The organism is Helcobacillus sp. ACRRO, from assembly GCF_022347125.1.
In the GTDB taxonomy this organism is placed as follows: Bacteria; Actinomycetota; Actinomycetes; order Actinomycetales; family Dermabacteraceae; genus Helcobacillus; species Helcobacillus massiliensis.
The window spans coordinates 1-23274 of record NZ_JAKRNG010000018.1 but is presented as its reverse complement, the minus strand read 5'-3'; the positions used below and the strand labels follow the sequence as shown (position 1 = coordinate 23274).

The following is a 23274-nucleotide window of genomic DNA, read 5'->3' as shown; positions in this document are numbered from 1 at the left end:
CACTCAACGCGAGGAAAGAACCGTATTCATGCAGACCCACAAGTACGACGTGGTGATCGTCGGCGCCGGCGGCGCCGGCATGCGCGCTGCGCTGGAGTCCTCCACGCGCGCCCGCACCGCTGTGCTGACCAAGCTGTACCCCACCCGCTCCCACACGGGCGCGGCCCAGGGCGGCATGTGCGCCGCCCTGGCGAACGTCGAAGAGGACAACTGGGAGTGGCACACCTACGACACGGTCAAGGGCGGCGACTACCTGGTGGACCAGGACGCCGCTGAGGTGATGGCGAAGGAGGCGATCGACGCCGTCCTCGACCTCGAGAAGATGGGCCTCCCGTTCAACCGCACCCCGGAGGGCCGCATCGACCAGCGCCGCTTCGGCGGCCACACCCGCGAGCACGGTGAGGCGCCGGTGCGCCGCTCCTGCTACGCAGCGGACCGCACGGGCCACATGATCCTGCAGACCCTCTACCAGAACTGCGTCAAGCAGGAGGTCTCGTTCTACAACGAGTTCTACGTTCTGGACGTGCTGCTGTCCGGCGACCCCCGCACCGACGAGGACGTCCGCGCCGCCGGCGTGGTGGCGTACGAGCTCGCCACCGGCGAGATCCACGTGTTCCAGGCGAAGTCCGTCGTCTTCGCCTCCGGCGGCTTCGGCAAGATGTTCAAGACCACCTCCAACGCCCACACCCTCACCGGTGACGGCCCCGCGATGGTGCTGCGGCGCGGCCTGCCGCTGGAGGACATGGAGTTCTTCCAGTTCCACCCGACCGGTCTCGCCGGCCTCGGCATCCTGCTGTCCGAAGCCGCCCGCGGCGAGGGCGGCATCCTGCGCAACAGCGAGAACGAGCGCTTCATGGAGCGCTACGCCCCCACGCTGAAGGACCTCGCCCCGCGTGACGTGGTGGCCCGCGCCATGGCGAACGAGGTGCGCGAGGGCCGCGGCTGCGGCCCGAACCGCGACTACGTGCTGCTGGACCTCACCCACCTGGAGCCCGCGCACATCGACGCGAAGCTGCCGGACATCACCGAGTTCGCCCGCACCTACCTGAACGTGGAGCCGTACACGGAGCCGATCCCCGTGTTCCCCACCGCCCACTACGCGATGGGCGGCATCCCCACCAACATCCGCGGTGAGGTGCTGCGCAACGAGAAGGACGTGGTGCCGGGCCTGTACGCCGCCGGCGAGGTGGCGTGCGTGTCCGTGCACGGGGCGAACCGACTCGGCACGAACTCGCTGCTGGACATCAACGTGTTCGGCCGCCGCGCCGGCATCTACGCCGCCGAGCACGCCCACGAGGTGGACTTCGCGGAGGTCGCCGAGAACGCTGAGGCGCCGACCGTCCAGCTGCTCGAGGAGCTGAAGAACCGCCCGGCGAACCCGGATCGCATCGCGGCGATCCGCCGCGACCTCCAGGAGGTCATGGACGCCCACGTGCAGGTGTACCGCACCGACGAGACCTGCCGTCACGCGCTCGCCGAGATCAAGAAGCTCAAGGAGCGCTACGCCGCCGTGTCCGTGGACGACAAGGGCACCCGCTACAACCTCGACCTGCTCGAGGGTGTGGAGCTCGGCTTCCTGCTCGACCTCGCCGAGGTCGTCGCCCTCGGCGCCCTGGAGCGCAAGGAGTCCCGCGGTGGTCACTTCCGTGAGGACTACCAGAAGCGCGATGACGTCAACTTCCTGCACCACACCATGGCCTACCGCACCGCGGACGGCACCGGTGAGGAGGGCACCGACATCCGCCTGGGCAAGAAGGACGTCGTCATCACCCGTTACGAGCCGAAGGAGCGCACGTTCTGATGTCTTCCGCTGCTGCTGACACCACCGCATCCGGCGCGCCCGAGGGCCGTCAGGAGAAGCCGCGCATGAGCGGCGACCAGGAGATCCCCACCTTCCAGGTCACCCTGAAGATCGCCCGCTTCGACCCGGACACTGACCGCGGCCACTACTGGGACGAGCACACCGTCACCATGTACGGCACGGACCGCATCCTCGATGCGCTGCACAAGATCAAGTGGGAGATCGACGGCTCGCTCACGTTCCGCCGCTCCTGCGCGCACGGCGTGTGCGGCTCCGATGCGATGCGCATCAACGGCCGCAACCGCCTGGCCTGCAAGACCCTGCTGAAGGACCTGAACCTCAACAAGCCCATCACGGTGGAGCCGATCAAGGGCCTGCCGGTGGAGAAGGACCTGATCGTGGACATGGAGCCGTTCTTCGACTCCTACCGCGAAGTCATGCCCTTCCTGGTGGCGCAGGGGCAGGAGCCGTCCCGCGAGCGCCTGCAGTCCGCTGAGGAGCGCGAACGGTTCGACGACACCACCAAGTGCATCCTGTGCGCCGCGTGCACCTCGTCCTGCCCCGTGTTCTGGACCGACGGCCAGTACTTCGGTCCCGCTGCGATCGTGAACGCGCACCGCTTCATCTTCGACTCCCGCGATGACGCCGGTGAGCAGCGCCTGGAGATCCTCAACGACCGCGAAGGCGTGTGGCGCTGCCGCACCACTTTCAACTGCACCGAGGCATGCCCCCGCGGCATCCAGGTGACCAAGGCGATCGCCGAGGTCAAGCAGGCGATGATCAACGGCCGCATCTGACGGCCGCGCCCCGGCCGGACCATCCTGCCGGATCACACGACAGCAGCGCCCGCCCACCACTCCCCCATGGAGCATGTGGGCGGGCGCTGCTGCGTCTGCGGGTGGGCTGGACCTGAGCCCGCCATGGATCCGGTCCGCCCTGCCCTCCGCGGCCGGGCCGCGGCCGTCAGGACAGCAGCGTCTCGCCGATGAACCCGTCGGCCGCGCACCCCGGCGGGATCGCGAACACGGCCGACCCGATCGGCGTGGTCCACGTGTTCAGCAGGTCCCCCTCGGCCAGGCGCTGCTGAATAGGCAGGAACTGCTCGAGCACATCCGCCTGGTAGGACGCGAACAGCAGCCCCGTGTTCGATCCGGACTCCGCCCCCGGCAGGGGCGCATCGTCGTAGTTGTAGGGGCGGCGCAGGATCCGCTCCCGCGCGTTGCGTGACGTGGCACGGCGCATGTGGGAGAAGTCGTCGATGACGGGCATCCCGGTCGCTGTCTTCGCGTGGTAGTCCGGGGCGTCATGCTCCTTTGTGCCCGTCAGGGGTGCGCCGGTGTCGAGGCGGCGCCCGATGGAGAATTCGCGACTGGGTCGGTCCACCTCATCCCACGTCTCCATGTTCATGGCAATGCGGCGCAGCACGAGCGACGTGCCGCCGTTCATCCACGAGCCGTCCTTCACCCAGATCAGGTCGTCGAACGCATCCTCATCGGGATGCGGGTTCACCGTGCCGTCCACCTGCCCGAACAGGTTGCGCTGCGTGCGGCCGTCGTCGTGCGCGCCGCGGGCGCTGCGGAAACCGCGCTGGACCCAGGCGAGGTCGGCGAACGGCCGCACGGACTTCAGCATGGCCCGCTGCGCATGCGACAGCGCGACGGGGTCGTCGGAGGCGACGAGGATCAGCAGGTCCCCGCCGGAGAACTCGTCCTGCAGCTGGTCGATCTCGAACGCGGGCAGCGGCTTCAACCAGGCGGGGGCGGCGCCGCCGGCGCGCTCCACGAACCCCGGACCGAAGCCGATCGTGATGGTGAGGGCCGACGGGTCCGCCGCCAGCTCGGGCTCCACATCCGTCAGCGGGGCCCGGCCGTCGGTGAGGCGGGATGCGTCGTCGGTGACGATGCGCATCATCCGGGCGAGCGCGTCCCGGTCCGTGTCCTTCTTCAGGGTGAACGCGATGAACGCGGCGTGGGCGGCGGGGGCTTCCGTGATGCCGGCCTGGTGGGTGCCGTAGAAGGCGGTCCTCTCCTCCCCGAACGGGGCGGGGCTCTCCTGCTGGGCGGACTCGGCTCCGCGGTTCCTGGTGAGGAGACCGGAGGCGGTGGATGCGCCGAGCGCGCCGCCGACTGTCAGGCCCGCTGCAGTGAGTGCGCCGCCGGTCAGCAGTCGCCGTCGCGAGGTCCCCGACTGCGCGGGGGCCGGCTCAGCCGAGTTCGGCTCAGCGGGGCTGGCCTGGTCAGTGGCCGCCATCGGATGCACCCCCGTGGCCGGGCGCGTAGTCCTCCTGTGCTCCGGCGAAGTCGCGGATCTGTGCGGTCAGTTCGAGGGTGCTCCCATCGGCGAGCTCCAGGTCGATCGCGACCTCGTCACCGGGCTTCAGCGGGCCGGTCAGGTCCATCAGCATGATGTGGTCGCCGCCGGGCTCCAGAGTGAGGGAGGCGCCCGGTTCGATGGTGAACCCGCCTTCCTTCTCCTTCATCGTCATCCCGCCCTTGGCGTTGCCTTCGGTGCCGTGCAGCTGCACCATGTGCGCCGCCTCGGAGGAGCCGCCCGTGATGGTGATGGCCTTCGGCCCGTTGTTGGTGATCTCGGCGAACACGCCGGTCATGCCGTCGTCGGCGGCCTTGCCCCAGGCGTCGTGCACGGTGAGATCCGCGCTGGTGGCCGTGGCGCCCTTGTCGGTACCGCCCTGGTCGGAGCCGCCGCCGTCGGAGACGACCGCGGGGGTGCTGGAGGTGTCCGGGCCGGCGCTTCCGGAGGCTCCGTCGGCACCGCTGGAGCAGGCGACGAGGGCGGCGAGGGCAGCGGTGGCGACGCCGGCGGCAGCGGCGCGGCGGGACAGGGCAAGACGACGAGAGCGCATGCGCATCAGAGCGGGGTCCTTCGCAGATCGGGACGGCCGCGCGGCAGTACGGGGCCGGGCGCTCGCCACCCTATCCGTCCCGAATCCCGGCCGGGAGGACCAAGGTCCCCACCCTGGAGACAGCGGAGCGGCCGACGGATCCGTGCGTTCACACGGTCCCGTCGGCCGCTGTCGATGCCGAGGTGGCTGCCCTCCGGGCGCCGCCGGGTGGGCAGTCGGGGCTTCCTCAGTCCGTTCGATAGTCGACGACCAGTGGTGCGTGGTCGCTCCACCGCGTGTCGTACGAGGGGGCGCGGTCCACGCGGCAGTCCACCGCGCGGCCCGCGAGGTCCCGGGAGGCGATCTGGTAGTCGATGCGCCAGCCGGCGTCGTTGTCGAACGCCTTTCCCCGGTTGGACCACCAGGTGTACGGCCCGGGGACATCGCCCGCGTGCGTGCGGCCGATGTCCACCCAGTCGAGCTGGTCGAACATCCTGTCGTAGTAGGCCCTCTCCGTGGGGAGGAAGCCCGCCTTCTTCAGGTTGCCCTTCCAGTTCTTGATGTCGCGCTCGGTGTGCGCCACGTTCAGGTCGCCGGTGAGCAGGACGTGGTTGCCCGCCTCCCGCAGCAGCCCGATGCGCTCCACCATGGCGTCCATGAAGCCGTACTTGTCGCTCATCTTCTGTTCGTCCTCGGCGTTGCCGGTGTGGACGTACGCGGAGATGATGGTCAGAACCGCATCGTCGTTGAACGGGGAGGTGATGTCCGCCTCCACCCACCGGCCGGCCGTGGCGTAGTACTCCACGCCGATGCCGAGGCGAGTGTCCAGGAACGGGTGGCGGGAGCAGATCGCCACACCGGCGCGGCCCTTGGCGGCCGCTTCCGCGTGGACGACGTTCCAGCCCTCACCGATCAGCGGGGCGACGAGCTCGTCAGGAGCCCGCACCTCCTGCAGGGTGATCACGTCCGGTGCGGCCTGCTCGATCCAGTCGTGCATGCCTTTGCGCACCGCGGCGCGGATCCCGTTGACGTTGACGGTTGCGACGGTGAAGGTCACTTGTCAGCGGCCTTCTTCTTCTCCCATGCGCGCTCAGCGGACTCCACCACGTTCGCCATGAGCAGGGCGCGGGTCATCGGGCCCACACCGCCCGGGTTCGGGGAGTACCAGGAGGCCTTCTCCTCGCAGCCCGGGGCGAAGTCGCCCTGGATCTTGGACTTGCCGGTCTCCGGGTCCTTCGTGCGGGACACGCCCACATCCAGGAGGACAGCGCCCTCCTTGATGTGCTCCGGCTTGATCAGGTGCGGTGCGCCGGCGGCGCCCACGACCACGTCGGCCTGCTTGATGAGCTCCGGCAGGTTCTTCGTGCCGGTGTGGCAGAGGGTCACGGTGGCGTTGAACTCGCGGCGGGTCAGCAGGGAGCCGATCGGGCGGCCCACGGTGACGCCGCGGCCGACCACGACCACGTGCTTGCCGTTGAAGTCGATGCCGTGGCGCTGAGCGAGCTCGATCGCTGCGCGCGGGGTGCAGGGCAGCGGGGTATTGATCGGATTGTTGACGTTCAGCACGAGGCGGCCCAGGTTGATGGGGTGCAGGCCGTCGGCGTCCTTCTGCGGGTCGATGTACTCGAGCACGGCGTCGGTGTCGATGTGCTTCGGCAGCGGCAGCTGGACGATGTAGCCGGTGCAGGACTCGTCGCTGTTGAGCTCGTCGAGGACCTTGAAGAGGTCCTCCTGCGAGATGTCCTCCGGGAGGTCCTTACGGATCGAGTTGATCCCGATCTCCTCGGAGTCGCGGTGCTTGCCCGCCACGTAGATCTCGGAGGCGGGGTCCGCGCCCACCAGGACGGTGGCGAGGCCGGGCTTCACGGCGCCCTCGGAGATGATCTTCTCCACGCGCTCCTTGAGCTCCTGCTTCATGGTCTTGGCCGTGGTGCGGCCGTCGAGGACCTGTGCGGTCATGTGCGTCTTCTCCTTCTGTCGGAAGAGCTGGGGTATCAATACTGCTCGAGGCCGGCGTACAGCGGCTTGGAGTCGGCGAGGGCGCGGGTGCGCGCACGCAGCTTCTCCAGGTCCGCGTCGCCCTTGAGGGCCTCGGCGATGACATCGGCGACCTCGGTGAACTCCTCGGCGCCGAAGCCGCGGGTGGCGAGGGCGGGGGTGCCCACGCGCAGACCCGAGGTGACCCGCGGCGGGCGCGGATCGTTGGGCACGGAGTTGCGGTTCACGGTGATGCCGACCTCGTGGAGGATGTCCTCCGCCTGCTGGCCGTCGATCTTCGAGTTGACGAGGTCGACCAGCACGAGGTGGACGTCAGTGCCGCCGGAGAGGAGCTTGATGCCGGCATCCGCGGCGTCCTTCTCCATGAGGCGATCAGCGATGATCTGGGCGCCCTCGAGGGTGCGCTGCTGGCGCTCCTTGAACTCCGCGGACTGGGCGACCTTGAACGCCACGGCCTTGGCGGCGATGACGTGCATGAGCGGGCCGCCCTGCTGGCCCGGGAACACGGCTGAGTCGACCTTGCGGGCGAGTTCCGCCTTCGACATGATCAGTCCGGAGCGGGGGCCCGCCAGGGTCTTGTGGACCGTGGAGGACACGACGTCGGCGTAGTCGATGGGGCTGGGGTGCAGGCCCGCGGCCACGAGACCGGCGAAGTGAGCCATGTCGACCCAGAGCTTCGCGCCGACCTCGTCGGCGATGGAGCGGAAGGCATCGAACTCGAGCTGGCGCGGGTAGGCCGACCAGCCGGCCACGATGACCTGCGGGCGGGTCTCCAGCGCGAGCTTGCGGACCTTGTCCATGTCGATGCGGCCGGTGTCCGGCTCCGTCTCGTAGGCGACGACGTTGTAGAGCTTGCCGGAGAAGTTGATCTTCATGCCGTGGGTCAGGTGACCGCCATGGGCGAGCGACAGACCCATCATGGTGTCGCCGGCTTCGGCGAGTGCGTGCATCACGGCAGCGTTCGCGGAGGCGCCGGAGTGCGACTGCACGTTGGCGTGCTCAGCACCGAACAGCTGCTTGACGCGCTCAATGGCGAGGTTCTCTGCGACGTCCACGTACTCGCAGCCGCCGTAGTAGCGCTTGCCGGGGTAGCCCTCGGCGTACTTGTTGGTGAGGACGGAGCCCTGCGCCTGCAGGACTGCGCGCGGAACGAAGTTCTCACTGGCGATCATTTCGAGCATGTCGCGCTGGCGACCGAGCTCCTGATCGAGGACCTTCGCGATGTCGGGATCGAGCTCAGAGATCGAGCTGTTCATCAGGTTCATTTCTTCTCCTTCACGGACGGACACATCCTCGGCCGAGCAGCGGTGAGGAAGGAGTACGGGAGCGGGGGCCACTGCACGCCCGCCCAGGGTTCTTCTTACCAGGTCAGTCTGACGCTTTCGCCCAGATCCCTAGAGATCCAGGCCGAGTCTCACGGGTTCGGGCTCCAGCGCGATCCCGAAGTGATCCTGCACACGCCGCTGGACTTCGCGGGCGAGCAGACGGATGTCCTCGCTGGACGCCCCGCCGCGGTTGGTGAGCGCCAGCGAATGCTTCGTGGAGACCGATGCGCGCACCTCGCCATCGGCCTGGAGGGTGAAGCCGCGGTCGATGCCGGCGTGACTGATCAGCCACGCGGCACTGCTCTTGATGCGGCCGTCTCCGGCGGGGAACTGCGGGGCGCCGTCGGGCAGCGCGGCCGCCTGTTCAGCGGTGAGGATCGGGTTGGTGAAGAAGCTGCCGGCGCTCCAGGTGTCGTGGTCGGCTTCGTCCAGGACCATGCCCTTGCTGCCGCGGATCTCGAGAACTGCGTCACGCACCTGGGCCGACGGGGCCCGCTCCCCCACCTCGACGCCGAGTCGGCTGGCGAGCTCCGGGTAGCGGATCGGTGCGGACAGGTCGCTCTTCTCCTGGTGGAAGGTGACGCTCAGCACCACCCAGCGGTTGGTGGCCGACGGCGTCCCGCCCGTGTACGGGGTCGCCTTCAGCACGGACATGCGATAGCCGAAGACGAGCTCGGGGGGCGTCAGCACCCGTCGAGCGCAGTCGTGGCGGTCCCACACCTCGACCTCGGCGATGGTGGCGGAGACGTCCTGGCCGTAGGCGCCGACGTTCTGGATGGGGGTGGCACCGACGGAGCCGGGGATGCCGGAGAGCGCTTCCATGCCGGAGGCGCCGTGCTCGATGGCGTGGCGGACCGCGTCGTCCCACACGGTGCCGGCGGCGTGAGTGATGGCGAGGCCGTCGATGTCACCGCGGTCCTCGGTGGTGATGATGATGGGCCGCACCTGGGCCGGCTCGGCCGGCGGCAGGGTGCGCACGACGGTTCCGCGGAAGGGGGCGTCGGAGGCGACGAGGTTGGAGCCGCCGCCGAGGACGAGCAGGGGCTGCCCGGCCTCATCGGCGGTGCGGACCGCGTCGATGATCTCCTCGGGAGTGCGGGCGTCGATGACCTCGTCGATCTCGCCCCCGATGCGCAGGGTGGTGAGGTCGCTCAGCCTCATGCAGCGTCCCCCATCGAGGCGCCGGACGAGTCGGCGGGGTTCGTCTCGCCGATGCGGACGACGGCGCGGGACTTGCCGAGCACGCGGGCGCCGCCGCTGGTGACGGTGAGGTCGATGCGGGCTTCCTGCTTCGCCTCGTCCACGGCGCCGATCACGGCGACGACCTCGACGTCGACGGAGCCGAGAGCGGGCACGGGCACGGGCTTGGTGAAGCGTGCTTCGGCGCGGAGGATGCGGCCCGGGTCGCCTGCCCAGTCGGAGACGGGGGCGAGGACGGAGCCCATGGTGAGCATCCCGTGGGCGATCACGGATTCGAGGCCGACGCTGCGCGCGAACTCGTCGTTGTAGTGGATCGGGTTGAAGTCACCGGAGGCGGCGGCGTAGCGCACGAGGCTGTCACGAGTGAGTGTGATGGTGGCGCTGGCGACCTGGGTGCCCTTGTGGTTCGCGGTGATGCCGGCGGGGGTGGGGACGGTGGCGGTCATGTCAGTTCTCCTCTCCGCGCACCACGAGGGAGGAGCGGACGCTGGCGGCGTGGGCTCCGTCGGCGTCGGTGAAGTCGACACGGGTACTGATCATGGCGTGGGGGCCGACGGACTTCACGGACTCCACGGTGAGCTGGGGTGTGAGGACGTCGCCGGCGACGATGGGGCGGGCGAGGTCGAAGGACTCATCGGAGTGGACGACGCGGGAGAAGTCGACGCCGGCGTCGGGGTCGTTGATGTAGGCGGCCTCGGCCTGCTGGGCGAGGGACACGAGGAACGTGGGGGTGGCCACGATGTCGCGGTAGCCGGCGGCGCGGGCGGCGTCGGTGCTGTGGTGCAGTTCGTTGGCGGCGCCGGTGGCGGTGGCGAAGGCGCGGATCGCGTCAGCGGTGACGGCGGCGGCGTCGCCGGGCGGGTACTGCCTGCCCGCGTAGTCGGGGTTGGGCTGAGTCACGTGAGCCTCCTTGTGCGTACGGTGCCGCCGAGGATTCTAGTCCGCTGGCCTGGGCGGCGAGTTCCGGCCGAGCGGGCGGAGGCGGTGCGTCGGCTGCGGGGCCGACGGGTGCCGCGCGTGGTTCGGGCAGAGAAAAAGCCACCCGTAGCGCCGGGTGGCTTTTTTCTATGGTCTCGCAGACCGAAGATCAGCGGGTCTCGCGGTGAGCCGTGCTGCGGCCGCAGGTCGAGCAGAACTTCTGGAGCTCGAGGCGGTCCGGGGTGTTGCGACGGTTCTTCTTGGTGATGTAGTTGCGGTTCTTGCATTCTACGCACGCCAAGGTGATCTTCGGACGCACGTCAGAGCTCTTGCTCGCCACGATTGCCTCTTTTCGTCATGCGCACTCGCATACGCTGTTTCGATGTGCCTCCGAGCCGGAGACAAGTCAACACTCCAGCATCGGACTGGAAGTGGTACCGAGGGCGGGGCTCGAACCCGCGACCTCACGATTATGAGTCGTGCGCTCTGACCAGCTGAGCTACCCCGGCTTGATCGGGAAAGCGGCCCGGCAACCACGTGGGATGCCGGGCCGAATCCTTCTCAGAGCCCCGAACGGGAATCGAACCCGTGACCTTCTCCTTACCATGGAGACGCTCTACCTTCTGAGCTATCAGGGCAACCTGCGAAACTTTATCAAGCTTGCTCGTGAGAGACAAACCGAAGAAGTCTCCGGTGCACGAGATCACATCTGCGGGATGTGGACTCTCCTGCGTGGCGGGTGAGGGATTCGAACCCCCGAAGGCGATGCCAGCTGATTTACAGTCAGCCCCGTTTGGCCACTCCGGAAACCCGCCGGAGGTCCGATCCGGCGATCACTCACCCGATCTGACTCGAACAATACTAGCGACAGTTCACCGGGGGTTTCCAATCCCGCCAGGCGGAATGTGACCTGATCCGCTCACGGCGTGCGCCTGCGCTGGTAGCCGCTGACTGGGGCGGTCAGCAGCAGTTCGTGGGCCGACCGCCCCAGTCCAGCGGCGACTGTGCTCAAGCAGCGGAGGGCAGCGCTGTGCGGTTGGTGCCGCCGGCGGAGATCATCGCGCCGAAGAGTGCGCGGGAGGCCTCTACCTGCCCGGACATCTGCTCTTCGAGTGCACGTTGGGCACGGCTGATGAGCTCCAAGACGTTCTCGATCCGTCTGCTGAGCTCCTTCCAGATCACGCGGGCCTCGTCGCAGTCATCGCCCCACCAGGGCAGAGCGAGGATGAGCGGGTTGCAGGTGTTGTGGGACCCGCTGATCTTCTGGATGCAGTCCGCGACGATCTCCAGCGCCTTCTTCACAGAGGCGGGATCGAGGCCGATGTAGTCGTTCATGGTGTTCTCCTTCGATTGGTGGCGGGTCTCCGGCTCAGGCGGCGGATGCGGTGAGCTGCTGGTCGGCCTCGGTGACGAGGTGCTGGCCGAGCGTGCGCAGCTCTTCGACGAGCGTGAGCTCCTCGGAGAGCGGGACGCAGTACGTGGTGATGAAGTGTTCGCGGTCCTCACCGATCCACTCGATCGCCTCCATCGCGTCGATAGCGGATTCCAGGGCCTGACCGATGCTCTGTGCGGCATCGGTGAGGCTCTGGCCGCTGTTCTTGACGGCGGCGGGGCTCATTCCTTTGAAGGTGGATTCAGTCATGGCTGTGTCCTTTCGCGCCGGGTTCACTCCCGGCTGTGTCGTGTGGGCTGCTTCCGGGCCGTGTCGGTGCCGGTCTGCCCGTTCCGGATTGTGTGGGTGATGGTGCGCCTGCTCCAGGCGTGGGGGCGGGGGCTGCAGACCCCCGCTGCTCTGGTGGTTCTCGGCAGGGTGAGAGTCGACGCTTCACTGCGGGCTCACCCCTACGGATCCGGGTCCACTGGGTGCGCCGACGCGGCGGATGCGGCCGGTGCTCGGAGCGGGGACGAACCCGTCGGGTCCGGCGGAGGCGGCTTCCTGTTCGGCGGCGTGGTGGTCGAGCGATTCGCCGATGCCGAGGACGTTGGAGGACAGCAGGCGCAGCTGCGTGTCGATGTGCCTGTCCCAGCGCTCAATGACGGTGTCGCGGTCGGGACCGCGCCAGTCGAGGTCGATGAGCAGGTGGCGGAGCGCGTCGGTATAGCCGTCGAGCTTCTGCCCGTAGTCGGTGATCTGCTGCGCGGCTCGCCGCGCCTCAGTGGGGTTCATGCCGAGGAATGTCATGGGGTCTCCTCCCGAACGATGGTGGCGGTTGCGGCCAGGACGGGCACGGGCCCGCGCGGGCTGAAGTGGTAGCCGCGGCCCGGTCCGGGGGCATCCGGGTAGCGCAGTCGGTGGCTGCCGAACAGGGTGGAGCCGGATGGGTCGGCGGTCTCGAGCAGAAGTCCGGTTCCGTCGGCGGTGAAGACGCGGGTGAGCTGCCTGCTCGGGGCCGCTGCTGTGGTGTCGAGGTCGCCGACGAGGTGGAAGCCGTATCCGGTCGCGGTGCGCAGAACGTCAGCGATGTGGTGGTGCTCGTCCTCATGGGCGAGGTCGCGCAGCCCGGTGACGGCGATGAGGCCGCGCACGTCCGGTTCGGCTGCCCCATCGGCGCAGGGCTCCTCCCCCGGGGCCGCGGCGAGGTGGTCGGCGAGGTCGCCGGTGAGGGCGAGGAGGTCGGCCAGACCGATGGCGACCTCGTCTGCGAGGTCGCGCAGCTGTGGGTGCAGCGGTGCGCGTTCGGCGTGGGCGAGGACGATCGGCGCCGACGGGTGCATCCGGCGGAACTCCGAGCAGTGGGCGATCAGGGCGGTGGTGCGGCCGCTCCCCTGGGCACCGGCGATGAGCATGGTGGCGGAGGGCACCGCCACCAGCGGCTCCACGCTGTCGGCGCGCAGGCCCACTCGTAGCTGCTTCTCCGTGAGCGGCAGGTCGTCGAGGCCGACGGATTCCGGCAGCGTCGGGATGCCGGAGGGCCTCTGCCCGGATGCCCCGGTGGCGGGTTCAGTGGTGGTGGTGCCCAGGTCCGGCGCGGGCGGCTGAGCGATCTGCGCTTCGGTGCCGTTGATGAGGGCCCGCCCTGCCGGTGAGTCCGCGGTGAGGACACCGGGGCGCTCACCGGCGATGCGGTAGTCGTCGTCCGTCGACAGGCGCAGCACGATGCGGTGCTGGGCGGATCGGGCGATGGCGGCGGGCAGGGCCTGCGGGTGCTCTGCGGTGACGGCGAGGGTCAGGCGGAGGCGCCGCGCGTCCCGCAGGAGCGCCAGCAGTGTGTCCTGCCAGTGCGTGTGTCCAGCGGAGGCGAGGGCGTCACGCAGGCCTCCCGCGTCGATGAGGATGAGTGTGTCGGTCGGAACCTGCGGGGCCGCAGTGAGGTCGGCGAACCGGGCCATGAGGCGGTTCATGCGGGGCAGGTCCGCGAGCGCAATGACGTCAGCGGTCTCCGGGAGGTCGTGCAGGGCGGCGAGGCCGCCGCTGGGGCCGTCGATGCCCCAGATGGTCAGGGGCCGGCTGGTTCGGCGGGCCGCCTCCGCGGTGGTGTGCGCGAGGGTGAGCAGCGCGCTGGTGCGGCCGCTTCCGGGCGCCCCCACGATGGTGATGGCGGTGTCCTGACCGGGCGTCACGCTCATGACGGTCTGCAGCTGTCGATGCGGGAAGTCCAGCAGCGCGAATGCACCGGCGGCGGTACCCCTGCGTTCACTGAGGCGGTCGAGGCTGATGCTCTCGGGCAGGTCATCGAGCCAGGGGCGGCGCGGTGCAGGGCAGCCGGTGGCGTCGGCGAGTCGCTGCAGCCCGGTGACGATGCGCTGAGAATCCGTCGGCTGGCCCTCCGCTCCCCCGTTGCTCGAGCTGGGCGTGAGCTGTCCGGTGCTGCCGGCGGAGACGGTGGCAGCCTCCCTGGCTGCGCCGCTGGGCTCGGCGACGGGGCGGATGGTGATCCTGCTGCGCTGCTGCTCCGTGGTGCGGCCGCCGACGAACGCGCCCTGCAGGTGGGTGAGCTGTCCGGGGCCGCGGGAGATGACAGCGCGGCCGGGCCGGTCCGCGGGGAAGTCGACGGCGTCGCGGACACCGACGATGTCCGCGGAGTCCGTTGCGTCGGTCTGCCGAAGCGCGATCCGCAGCGGGGTGTTCGTGCGCAGGCTTCCGGTGATGATGCCGGAGGGGCGCTGCGTGGCGAGGATCAGGTGGAGGCCGAGGGAGCGGCCCCGCGCGGCGATGTCGACCACGCCGTCGATGAAGTGCGGAACATCGGCCGCGAGCGCAGCGAACTCGTCGATGACGATCACGAGGCTCGGCGGGCACTCCGGGTCCTGCCTGTCCTCCAGGGTGCGCAGGTCCTTCGCTCCCTTCTGGTGGAGGATCTCTTCGCGGCGGCGCACCTCAGCGCGCAGGGATGCGAGGGCGCGGTCCACGAGGTGGTCGGTGAGATCGGTGACGAGGCCGACGCAGTGCGGCAGGTGGACGCAGTCAGCGAACGCACTGCCGCCCTTGTAGTCGACGAACAGGAACGTGATGCGCTCGGGTGAGGCGTGCGCCGCCATGGACAGCACCCAGCTCTGCAGGAATTCGGACTTTCCGCTGCCGGTGGTGCCGCCGACGAGTGCGTGGGGGCCGTCGGCCCGCAGGTCCACGGTGCAGGGCGCGGTCCCGGTGTGTCCGAGGACGGCTGTGAGAGTGCCGCTGCGGCGGCTCCAGTTCTCGGCGGCACGGCGGAGGAAGGTGCGCAGGCTGCCGCCGTCGACCTCCAGCAGCGACCAGGAGTGGGGCATGGTGGTGGAGTCGGGGGTGCTGGCGCTGGCGTCGGCGAGCGGCGCGAGGTGGCGGGCGAGGCGGCGCTGCGCCGAGTCGCTGAGGGTGTCCAGGACGTGGGCGCGGCTGCGGGTGATGCTCCAGGTGGAGCCGGGCTCACCGGCTTCCTCGTGGTCGACCCGGGCGCTGTCGGCGGCGATGTGGGCGCGGGTGCGGCAGGCCGCCGGGACCTCTCCGCTGCTGCGCGCGATCCAGATGACGTGGATTCCAGCGGCGGGACCGCCATCGAGCAGTGCGCTCAGGTCGGTGCGACTGACCAGCGCGGGTTCGACCAGGGCGACGACGATCCGCGGGAACGGGACCGTGGCGTCAGCGCCGGCCTCGGCATCGGGTGCCTGCAGGCGGGTGTGCAGTTCGGTCAGCAGCACGGCGATGAGGTCACGGGCGGCGGCGCTGCCGCGTGCGATGTGGGTGGTGTGCAGGGGGCTGAACGGGCTGCTCGTGTGGGGCAGGTGGTGCAGCCAGTCGGGAATGTCGTCATCGACTGCGGCGATGGCGGTGAGCGTGAGGTCGGCTGGTGAATGGAGGGCAGCGAGCTGCAGCAGGGCGGACGCGAGGACCGGCGCGGTGTGCGTCCCCTCCCCGATCAGTGCAGCGGGTGTCCGGCCGGTGAGCGGGATGGTGATGGGGGCGTCCGTGATGTCGGCGAGGCCGTCGGCGGCGCGGGCGAGCTGCCGGCGCAGCTCGGGTTCGTCAGCGCCGCCGGATGCAACGGTTGTGGCGGAGGTGCGGCTGCCCGTGCCGATGCGGACGGTGCCGAACGTCGCATCGACGCGGCGGCGGCCGAACACAGCGGGGCCGAGCCGGCCGACCTCGTCGCCGAGGTCGCGGATGTGAGGGTGGTGCGCGGCGAGGAGCTCTCGTTCGCGGGCGTGGTCCAGGTCGAGCGTGGCGCGCAGTGCGTCGATGTCGCTGTCGAAGTCATGCCAGGCATCGCCGCGCTGCAGGCGGTGGTTGCGGCGGGAGTTGACGTACCCGGCGGTGGCGAACGCCGGCATGAACAGGATGAACATGAGGCTGAACGGGCTGCGGGTCAGGGCGAACAGGCCGGCGCCGAGGAACAGCGGCATGATCAGCATCATGATCGGGAAGGTCTGCCGAGTGGGGCGGCCGGGCGGTTTCGGCAGGGTGTGCCTCTCCCCGGTGACGGGTTCGAGCAGGGCGGGTGCTGGGTCCACGGGGATGGCGGCGGCGTCGGTGGCGTCCCCGCTCGTGCTGGGGGTGCGGCGCAGCCGCAGCGTGGTCTGCCCGATATGGATGATGTCCCCGTGCAGGATCGGGGCGTCGGTGATGGCGCGACCGTTGATGCGCACCGGGGAGCTTTCGGTGGCGGCGCGGATGCGGTCGCCGTCGGCGCTGATGCTGAGGTGGGCGTGGACCTCGTCCAGCGTCGTGTCACCGAGGCTCAGAATCCCCGTGCGGCTGCTGGTGCCGATGGTGTGCTCGCCGGTGGTCAGCGGCAGGTGGAGCCCTTCGGCGGGGCCGGTGAGAGCGGACAGGTAGGCGGCCGGTGCCGCGTGAGGTCCGGAGCGCTCGAGCGTCGGACGGCTGCTCGAGGCGGGGTCGGCGCCGGCGGCACGGAGGCGAACGGTCGTGCCGGAGAAGATGCCGGAGTGCAGCAGCCGCAGCTGCGGGTTGATGCGCTGCCCGCCAACGCTGATGGTGAGCGGACCCGACCCGTCCGCGGCATCCGCGTTCGGACGGGGCCCTTCGGCCGGGATCGCGGCGGCGGTCGATCCGGCGTTCTCGGCCCAGGTGTCGAGCGCGTCCGCGAGGTCGCCGACGGTGGCGGTGCCGTCTGCGGTGACAGCGAGTGCGGTGGTGTCCGCGTCGGTTTCGAGTGTGAGTCGCAGCCGCATGTCTCCCCCTCAGGACACTGCGTTCTCACTCCTTACGGAGCGCCGGCTGTCGGCCGGTGCACTCGATTATTCGGCGGCGCGCCTCGCTTCGTCCGCCTCCTGCACGGCTTTGTGGAGAAGGGGAAGGTCAGACTGATCCACAACGCGGGACATGACGGCGTACTCCACGAGCCGGGCGCGCCTGTTGGAGGCGAGACGGCCGGGGCCGCCGCGCAGACCGCGCACACCCATGCGGTCGAGCTTGTCGCACACGTTGTCGAGCTTGCGGTTGAACTTAGTGCGGGTCCAGCCGAGGCGATCGGCGGCGTCAGCGGACGACGGGATCGAGGAGATCGATTCGCCGTCGCGCATCAGCATCGGCTCGGCCAGCACCAGGATCAGCAGCTTCTGCGAATCGGTGAGGACGACCTGGCCGATGGTCTTGGGACCGTCGTCGTCGAGTTCGCGCGGGATGGTGGCGAACTCCGGGGATGTCGTATGGATGGAGAACTCGTAGGTGGTGGGGCCGGCGGTGAACACGACCTTCGTCTGATCGAATACGAGCGGCAGGCGGGCCCCGGGTGACAGCACGGCCTGCATGGTGCCGGAGTTGTCGGTGATGGAGGCGCTGAGCCGGTCACCGACGTTCAGCAGCCACCACAGTCCGTCGATGCTGCTGATGGCGAGGAACCGCCGGTGCAGGAACGGGTTGCGTTCGTCGATGATGAGATCGGCTTCGCGTCCGATCGTGAGGGAACCGTTGTCTGCGACGTCAGTCCACTCACCGCAGAACTCCACTGATACCTGTGCCATGGCACAACTTTATGGCATCCGCCACGAAACTACGCATTACGCCATAATCCGCTGGGAGAAGACCGACTCTTCCCGACCCTCCCACCATGCTGCTCGGCGGGCCGCATCATCGAGCTCGTCGGCGAGCATCCCCAGGTCAGAGGGCCGATCCGCGACGGACGGTGCCGTCGCCCGCTCCAGCGCCGTGACGAGCGCCGCATCGGACGTCCACGACGTGTCGGCGCCTTCGTCCAGGACGGCGAGGACCGTGCTGGCGAGGGCGTAGACATCGGAGCGGGGCTCTCCCCCGCTGACCTGTCCGACTTCGGGCGCCTGGTGCTCGAGGGCGGCCTCGGCGATCCAGTGGACACCGGGGGCGCGGTGCGCGCTCAGGTGGATCTGTCCGCTGGGCGTGGTGGTGAGCGCCTGCGGACAGAGCGCCAGGTGGAGGTGTCCGGCGGCGTGGAAGCGATGGAGCGCAGCGGCGATGTCAGCTGCGGCGCGCAGCAGGTGGGCCGGGTCCACGACCGATGGGCCCAGGACCTCGCCGTTGTCGTCGGTAACGAGGTAGAGGTGGCGGCCGCGCCGACTGTCCACGAGGCCGCCGGCGCGCACGGGGGTGATGCCGGGCAGATCGGAGAGTCGGGCGAGGGCGTCGATCCGCTGCTGGGCGCGGGCGGGGCTGACGCCGGCGACGAGGGCCGGGTCCGTCCAGGTGCGGACGGTGACGGGTCGGCGGTCCTCCACTGATCGGTAGGCGCTGGCGGTGGCGCCGCTGGCCGGGCACCTCTGGGGTGTGTGCGGTCGCGAGGTGAAGCCCTCGATGGGCAGGTGGCGACGGCGTCGGATCATCGGTGATCTCCTCCGTGTCGGGCCTCGGCGCTCCTCGTTGATGCGCGGGCGGTGGCTGCGACGATCCGGTTGGGACGCTGCGGCGGCCCGCCGGTGGTGCGGCCCGGCGCGTCTGGGTGCGCTGCCGTGCTGTCCGGTCCGGTGCGGCGAGCGGCACTTCGGGCGGTCAGCCTGCTGCGGGTTCCGCTCTCCGGGGGCGTCGGGGTCGTGCGTGCATCTGCACGCGTCGTCGCCCCTGAGGCCCGGGTGGTGGACGGCGGGTCGAGCTGGGCCTGGATGGCGCGGTCGGCGTCGGCACTGCGGCTGCCGCTGGGCAGGTTGCGGACGTGGGTGAAGGCTGTGACTCCGGTGATTCCGCTGTCCAGGAGGGTGCGGGCCGGCTGCGGGTCGCCGAGGTGGACGCTGATGGCGGCGATGTCGTCTCGGGTGATGCTGGCCGGCGGGCGTGCACCGGGCTCGGGCTGGTGCCCGTCGGCTTCGGTGAGGTCGATCTGGATGCCGCTGACGAGGATGGCGCGGATTGTGGTGGTGCCGCGCAGCAGGATGTGGAGGCGTTCGCCGTCGTCGTCGAAGGCGAGGAGGGGTTCGTCTCCGGCTGCGGCGGCGAGGTTGGTGAAGGCGTCCGGGGCGCTGAGTGCGCGGCGGAGGCCTGCTGCATCGCTGTGGCTGGTGCCGGGCGGCAGCAGGAGTCCTCGGCCGCCGGTGCGGATGAGCAGGGCGGCGCCGTGTGCGCACCAGGTTCCGTTGTGATCCGGCATTGTTCCCCCCCTCTGCCGGTTCGTCCCGGTCAGACGCTGCCGGCGTCGAACAGGGAGTAGCGGTTGATCTCTTCAGCGGCGTCGTCGGCGACTGCTTCGAGGGCGACGACGGTGGCGTTGTCGCGGCCGCCGGCTTCGACGGCTTTGGTGACGAGGGAGGGGGCGACGTCGCGGATGTCGTCGGCTTCGCGGAGGCAGTATTCGATGACGGCGTCGTCGAGTTCGCCGTTGATGCCGTCGGAGCAGATGACGAAGCGGTCACCGAGCATGGCCGGCAGGCGCCAGAAGTCCGGGCTGGAGTTGGGGCCGGGGCCGAGGGCGCGCGTCACCATGTTGCGGTAGGGGTGGACGCGGGCTTCCTCTTCGGTGATTTCGCCGCGGTCGACGAGTTCCTGCACGACGGAGTGGTCGATGCTGATCTGTTCGAATTCGTCGTTGGAGAGGCGGTAGATGCGGGAATCGCCGAGGTTCATGACGACCCAGGTGGCCTGGTCGTGGTCGAACGAGGTGCCGACGAGGGCCACGGTGGTGCCGGCGGAGCGCGCGGCGGTGGAGTCGTCGAGTCGGGTGATCCGCTCGTAGGCGACGATGAGGTTCTCGGCGAGGGTCTCGGGGGTGATGTCGTGCTGCCCGGCGAGGTCGCTGAACTGGTCGACGACGATGGCGCTGGCGATCTCTCCGGCGTTGTGGCCGCCCATGCCGTCGGCGACGAGGTAGATCGGGTGGGCGGCGAGGTAGGAGTCCTCGTTCATGCTGCGCACGCGCCCGACGTGTGTGGCCGCTGCTGACCGGACCCGGATGGGCTCGGTCAGCAGCGTGCCGTACTGGGAGTCATCCCTCACGCGTTCTTCTCCACGGTCACGTCCCGGTCACCGAGCTGGAGGGTCCAGCCGTCGGGCAGGATGGTCGGCTGGTTGGCGGGGACCGGGTAGACGGTGCCGTCGACGTCGGTGACGGAGGTTCCGTTGGTGGAGCCGAGGTCGGTGACGACGATGCCGTGCTGGTTGTTCTCGATCAGCGCGTGGGTCTTGGACATGGAGCGGGACTCGTCCTGCACGGCGATGACGCTTTCGCCACCGGATGCCTGCGGGTTGCGGCCCACGAGGGTGCGCGGGGCGAGGGTGTGCTCTTCGCCGTTGTCGAAGCGGAGGCGGATTCGGGCCATGAGCTCCGTGGCATCGTCGTCGGAGCTGGTGGCCTGCTGCGCGGCCGGTGCGGCGACGAGGCGGGTGGCGTCGTCGTCTTCGTCCTGCTGGGCGGTGTCGGCGTGGCCGACGACGACGTTGTCGCCTGCTGCTTCGGTGCTCTGGTCGAGGCGCTGGCCGACGGAGTCATCGCTGACGGCAGCGGCGTCCTCGGTGGTGTTCTCATCTTCGGGCGAAGCCGTGAGGGCGGAGTCGTCGCTGGAGACGGAGACGCCGACACCTGCTGCCGCGGAGTCCTGTTCTGCCTGTGCGCTGCTCTGCTCCTCCGCGCCGTCGGTGAGCTCCTCACTCTGGTGCTCAGCGTTGAGAGCGGGGGCTGCCTGCTCCTGGGCGGGCGCATCTGCCGGTGCTTCACCGAAGGTGCCGGAGGCGGTGGCGTCGGCGGGCTCTGCGGACAGCGCATCGGAGTCGTCGGAGACGCTCACGCCGTGACCGGCGGCGACTGCGGCGCTGTCGTCATGAGCGGCGTCAATGTGGCTCTCGCCTGTGGTGGAGGCTCCCTGGCCGTGGTCCTGTTCACCGAAGGCGGGGGCAGCGGACTGGTCGCCGGAGGCTGGGGCTTCGGACTGGTCACCGTAGGCCGGGGCAGCGGACTGGTCACCGTAGGCCGGAGCTGCGGAGCCCTGGCCGACGGCCGGCGCGGCTCCGACGGCGAAGGAGCCGCCGGCGGCAGGGGCGCTGAACTGCTGCGCCTGCTGATCCTGGGCACCCCACTGGGGTGCCTGCTGCGCGCTGGGCTCACCGTACTGCGGAGCCTGACCGGCGGAGGGCTGACCGAAGGACGCCTGCTGGTCGTAACCGCCCTGCTGGTCGTAACCGCCCTGCGGGACGGGGTTGTTGGCGCTCGCCTGACCGAAGGCCGGGGCGGACTGCTGGAATCCTTCTGCGCTGTTCTGCCCGAACTGGTTGGGGGCCTGGCCGAAGCCAGCGGAGTGCTGGTCGTAGCTGCCGGCGCCAGCGGCCTGGTTCGAGTTCGAGGCGCGCTTGTCGATGGTGAGCTTTCCGGTCGCCTGCTTGATGGTGCGGATGCCGACGGCTCCCATGCCGGGGCTGGTTCCCTTTGCCGCCCGCAGGCCGATGACGGCGAGCAGGAGGATGAGGAAGATGACGACCGCGGCGACCCAGAGGATGAAGTAGAGGGCGCCGGGCTTGGATGCGTTGGAGAGCATGTAGCCGATTTCGGCAATGGCGACGAGGATGATCGGCAGGGCGCTGATGAAGATGACGTCGATCAGCCAGGATCCGACCTTCTTGCCGCCGGATGCGGGGGTTTCGGAGGACAGGGGTCCGCTGTTGGCGCTCGCTGTCGGTCCGTATGGCGTGTTGGTCATTGCGATTCCTCTGTCGATTGAAGTCGTGGGCTGACAGTCTGGTGGCCTGCCGGTGCTCAGCGGCGCGGTGCGGACCGGCCGTGCTTGCTGATCATCCTAGTTCCTTGTGCCGTGGGAGGGCCCGTGAGACCGGCTGGTTCCCTGCCCCGCCTGACACTACCGAAATCGGGATTGACTTGCGCGGATAGTTCGCCCCGTGTGGATAACGATCCGGTATGGACTGCCCCTGGTCTCCCGGTGCGGCCTGCTTCGCCCAGCTCCTCGCTCGCGTTGTCAGGCTGGGAGGGCGGGTGGAATCAGGCGGAGCGACGCACGAGCTGGGTGGTGAATTCCAGGAGTGCTGAGCGCGCCTGAGATTCGGGCAGGTCGCTGATGATGTCGATGGCTTCGTCGCCGTACTCGTCGGCGAGCTCTTGTGTGCGATCGGTGGCGGGATCGGCAGCAAGGAGTTTGACGGCGTGCTGGAGCGCGTCGTCGCTTTCGAGGTCGGACTCGATGGCGTGGAGCACCGCAGTAGTGCCCGGGGCGTCGTCGCCGTCGGCGTGCCGTTGGCGCAGCAGCAGGGTCGGCATGGTGGGCACTCCTTCGCGCAGGTCGGTGCCGGGGGTCTTGCCGGAGGTCTCTGGGTTGCTGCGCAGGTCGATGACGTCATCGGCGAGCTGGAAGGCAACACCGACTGCCTCGCCGTATCGGCCCAGTGCGCCGACGGTGTCCGCGGCGGCGTTGCCGAGTTGAGCGCCGAGGATTCCGGCGGCGGCGATGAGGGAGCCGGTCTTGTTCTCGAGCACGGAGATGTAGTGCTGGAAGGCGTCGGCGTTCTCGGCGGGGCCGACGGTTTCATTCAGCTGGCCGAGGCAGAGCCGCTCAAAGGTGTTGGCATGGAGGAGGACCGCTTCGGGTCCGAGCTTGGCACTGAGGGCGCTCGCACGGGCGAAGAGGAAGTCGCCGGTGAGGATGGCGACGTTGTTGCCCCAGACCTGGTGAGCGGCGCGGGTGCCACGACGGGTGGTGGCTCCGTCCATCACGTCATCGTGGTAAAGGCTGGCGAGGTGGGTGAGTTCGACGAGGACTGCTGCGTCGAGGACCTTGTCATTGGTCCCTTCCCCGAGGTGTGCAGCCAGGAGCACCAGGAGGGGGCGGATGCGCTTGCCGCCAGCGACCATGAGGTGTTTGGCGGTCCACTGTGCCATTGCGTCGTGAGTGGCGACTGCGTCGTTGAGCCGCTTCTCCACCTCTGCGAGATCGGTGAGGAGGGAGTCGGCAAACGCATCGTCCAGGTCTGACGGCAATGCGAACGAGGACATCTGTGTTCCTTCACGGGTCGAGGGAGTCGAGCACCGCCGCGCGGCGCGTCCAAAGCTCAATCCTACCCGCTGGGGATGCGGTGCCCTGCTCCCAGGCCGTCACGTGTTGACGAGACGCTTGTTTGCGTTCGAGTGGCTCTCACCCGCTCTCAGGCCAAGCCAATGAACCTGTGCCGCGGAAGAACAATTAAATGCGTGTGGGCCCCAACCACAAGGCTGGAGCCCACACCACACAAGAAAAAAGTCCGGCAGCGACCTACTCTCCCACACCCTCCCGAGTGCAGTACCATCGGCGCAGTTGGGCTTAGCTACCGGGTTCGGAAAGGTAACCGGGCGTTTCCCCAACGCTATGACCACCGGAAC

Annotated in this window: 21 protein-coding genes, 3 tRNA genes and 1 rRNA gene; 2 read left to right on the top strand and 23 right to left on the bottom strand. The window is 69.3% G+C overall.

Features of this window, described 5'->3' with window-relative positions:
* Positions 1-28: 28 nt before the first annotated feature.
* Together sdhA and MHY20_RS07645 are read left to right on the top strand one after the other, a co-directional pair.
* Positions 29-1801 (top strand): succinate dehydrogenase flavoprotein subunit, encoded by a 1773-nt coding sequence (gene sdhA / locus MHY20_RS07650; protein ID WP_183373595.1) that lies wholly within the window; start codon positions 29-31, stop codon positions 1799-1801.
* Between the two features lie 65 nt (positions 1802-1866).
* The gene (locus tag MHY20_RS07645; protein ID WP_183375229.1) at positions 1867-2598 is read left to right on the top strand and encodes a succinate dehydrogenase iron-sulfur subunit; all 732 of its coding nucleotides are present in this window, start codon (positions 1867-1869) and stop codon (positions 2596-2598) included.
* 166 nt (positions 2599-2764) lie between these two features.
* On the opposite strand, the gene MHY20_RS07640 is transcribed toward MHY20_RS07645, so the two are convergent.
* The 23 genes from MHY20_RS07640 to rrf all read right to left on the bottom strand — a co-directional run bounded on the left by MHY20_RS07640 (position 2765) and on the right by rrf (position 23272).
* Entirely contained in the window at positions 2765-4051 is a 1287-nt protein-coding gene (locus MHY20_RS07640) for a Dyp-type peroxidase (protein WP_239376009.1), read from the bottom strand.
* Complete coding sequence (locus tag MHY20_RS07635; protein WP_239376008.1) at positions 4038-4670, bottom strand: copper chaperone PCu(A)C; 633 nt, start codon at positions 4668-4670, stop codon at positions 4038-4040. Before MHY20_RS07635 ends, MHY20_RS07640 begins: the two co-directional genes overlap by 14 nt.
* A gap of 220 nt (positions 4671-4890) precedes the next feature.
* Entirely contained in the window at positions 4891-5700 is an 810-nt protein-coding gene (locus MHY20_RS07630; RefSeq protein ID WP_183373593.1) for an exodeoxyribonuclease III, read from the bottom strand.
* Positions 5697-6602, bottom strand: coding sequence for a bifunctional methylenetetrahydrofolate dehydrogenase/methenyltetrahydrofolate cyclohydrolase (locus MHY20_RS07625; protein ID WP_183373592.1), 906 nt, complete (start codon positions 6600-6602; stop codon positions 5697-5699). Before MHY20_RS07625 ends, MHY20_RS07630 begins: the two co-directional genes overlap by 4 nt.
* 35 nt (positions 6603-6637) lie before the next feature.
* Complete coding sequence (glyA, locus tag MHY20_RS07620) at positions 6638-7906, bottom strand: serine hydroxymethyltransferase (protein WP_275436723.1); 1269 nt, start codon at positions 7904-7906, stop codon at positions 6638-6640.
* 129 nt (positions 7907-8035) lie between these two features.
* Positions 8036-9127 (bottom strand): UDP-N-acetylmuramate dehydrogenase, encoded by a 1092-nt coding sequence (locus tag MHY20_RS07615; RefSeq protein ID WP_239376007.1) that lies wholly within the window; start codon positions 9125-9127, stop codon positions 8036-8038.
* A complete protein-coding gene (locus MHY20_RS07610) occupies positions 9124-9612 on the bottom strand; it encodes a MaoC/PaaZ C-terminal domain-containing protein (RefSeq protein WP_183373590.1) in 489 nt (162 codons plus the stop codon). Before MHY20_RS07610 ends, MHY20_RS07615 begins: the two co-directional genes overlap by 4 nt.
* Position 9613: 1 nt before the next feature.
* The gene (locus MHY20_RS07605; RefSeq protein ID WP_239376006.1) at positions 9614-10066 is read right to left on the bottom strand and encodes a MaoC family dehydratase N-terminal domain-containing protein; all 453 of its coding nucleotides are present in this window, start codon (positions 10064-10066) and stop codon (positions 9614-9616) included.
* A gap of 187 nt (positions 10067-10253) precedes the next feature.
* Positions 10254-10424: a 50S ribosomal protein L33 gene (rpmG, locus tag MHY20_RS07600; RefSeq protein ID WP_183373588.1), complete on the bottom strand. Its 171-nt coding sequence runs from the start codon at positions 10422-10424 to the stop codon at positions 10254-10256.
* Between the two features lie 92 nt (positions 10425-10516).
* Positions 10517-10593: transfer RNA gene (locus tag MHY20_RS07595), tRNA-Met, on the bottom strand.
* A 56-nt stretch (positions 10594-10649) separates the two neighbouring features.
* Positions 10650-10722: transfer RNA gene (locus MHY20_RS07590), tRNA-Thr, on the bottom strand.
* Between the two features lie 95 nt (positions 10723-10817).
* Positions 10818-10899 (bottom strand) — tRNA-Tyr (locus MHY20_RS07585).
* A 193-nt stretch (positions 10900-11092) separates the two neighbouring features.
* Positions 11093-11419, bottom strand: coding sequence for a hypothetical protein (locus MHY20_RS07580; protein ID WP_183373587.1), 327 nt, complete (start codon positions 11417-11419; stop codon positions 11093-11095).
* 34 nt (positions 11420-11453) lie between these two features.
* Positions 11454-11726, bottom strand: coding sequence for a hypothetical protein (locus tag MHY20_RS07575; RefSeq protein ID WP_239376005.1), 273 nt, complete (start codon positions 11724-11726; stop codon positions 11454-11456).
* Between the two features lie 183 nt (positions 11727-11909).
* On the bottom strand, positions 11910-12266 hold the full coding sequence (locus MHY20_RS07570; RefSeq protein WP_183373585.1) for a hypothetical protein: 357 nt from the start codon (positions 12264-12266) through the stop codon (positions 11910-11912).
* Entirely contained in the window at positions 12263-16690 is a 4428-nt protein-coding gene (locus tag MHY20_RS07565; protein WP_239376004.1) for an FtsK/SpoIIIE domain-containing protein, read from the bottom strand. Before MHY20_RS07565 ends, MHY20_RS07570 begins: the two co-directional genes overlap by 4 nt.
* 66 nt (positions 16691-16756) lie before the next feature.
* A complete protein-coding gene (locus MHY20_RS07560) occupies positions 16757-17482 on the bottom strand; it encodes a hypothetical protein (protein ID WP_183373583.1) in 726 nt (241 codons plus the stop codon).
* A gap of 36 nt (positions 17483-17518) precedes the next feature.
* On the bottom strand, positions 17519-18313 hold the full coding sequence (locus MHY20_RS07555) for a hypothetical protein (RefSeq protein WP_239376002.1): 795 nt from the start codon (positions 18311-18313) through the stop codon (positions 17519-17521).
* Positions 18310-19071: a hypothetical protein gene (locus tag MHY20_RS07550; protein WP_239376000.1), complete on the bottom strand. Its 762-nt coding sequence runs from the start codon at positions 19069-19071 to the stop codon at positions 18310-18312. The genes MHY20_RS07555 and MHY20_RS07550 overlap by 4 nt, the downstream gene beginning before the upstream one ends.
* A gap of 29 nt (positions 19072-19100) precedes the next feature.
* A complete protein-coding gene (locus tag MHY20_RS07545) occupies positions 19101-19913 on the bottom strand; it encodes a protein phosphatase 2C domain-containing protein (RefSeq protein ID WP_239375998.1) in 813 nt (270 codons plus the stop codon).
* Positions 19910-21607: an FHA domain-containing protein gene (locus MHY20_RS07540; RefSeq protein ID WP_239375996.1), complete on the bottom strand. Its 1698-nt coding sequence runs from the start codon at positions 21605-21607 to the stop codon at positions 19910-19912. The genes MHY20_RS07545 and MHY20_RS07540 overlap by 4 nt, the downstream gene beginning before the upstream one ends.
* 296 nt (positions 21608-21903) lie before the next feature.
* Positions 21904-22911 carry a polyprenyl synthetase family protein gene (locus MHY20_RS07535; RefSeq protein WP_239375994.1) on the bottom strand — a complete coding sequence of 336 codons (1008 nt, stop codon included), beginning with the start codon at positions 22909-22911 and terminating at the stop codon, positions 21904-21906.
* A gap of 243 nt (positions 22912-23154) precedes the next feature.
* A 5S ribosomal RNA gene (gene rrf / locus MHY20_RS07530) occupies positions 23155-23272 on the bottom strand.
* Between the last annotated feature and the right edge of the window lie 2 nt (positions 23273-23274).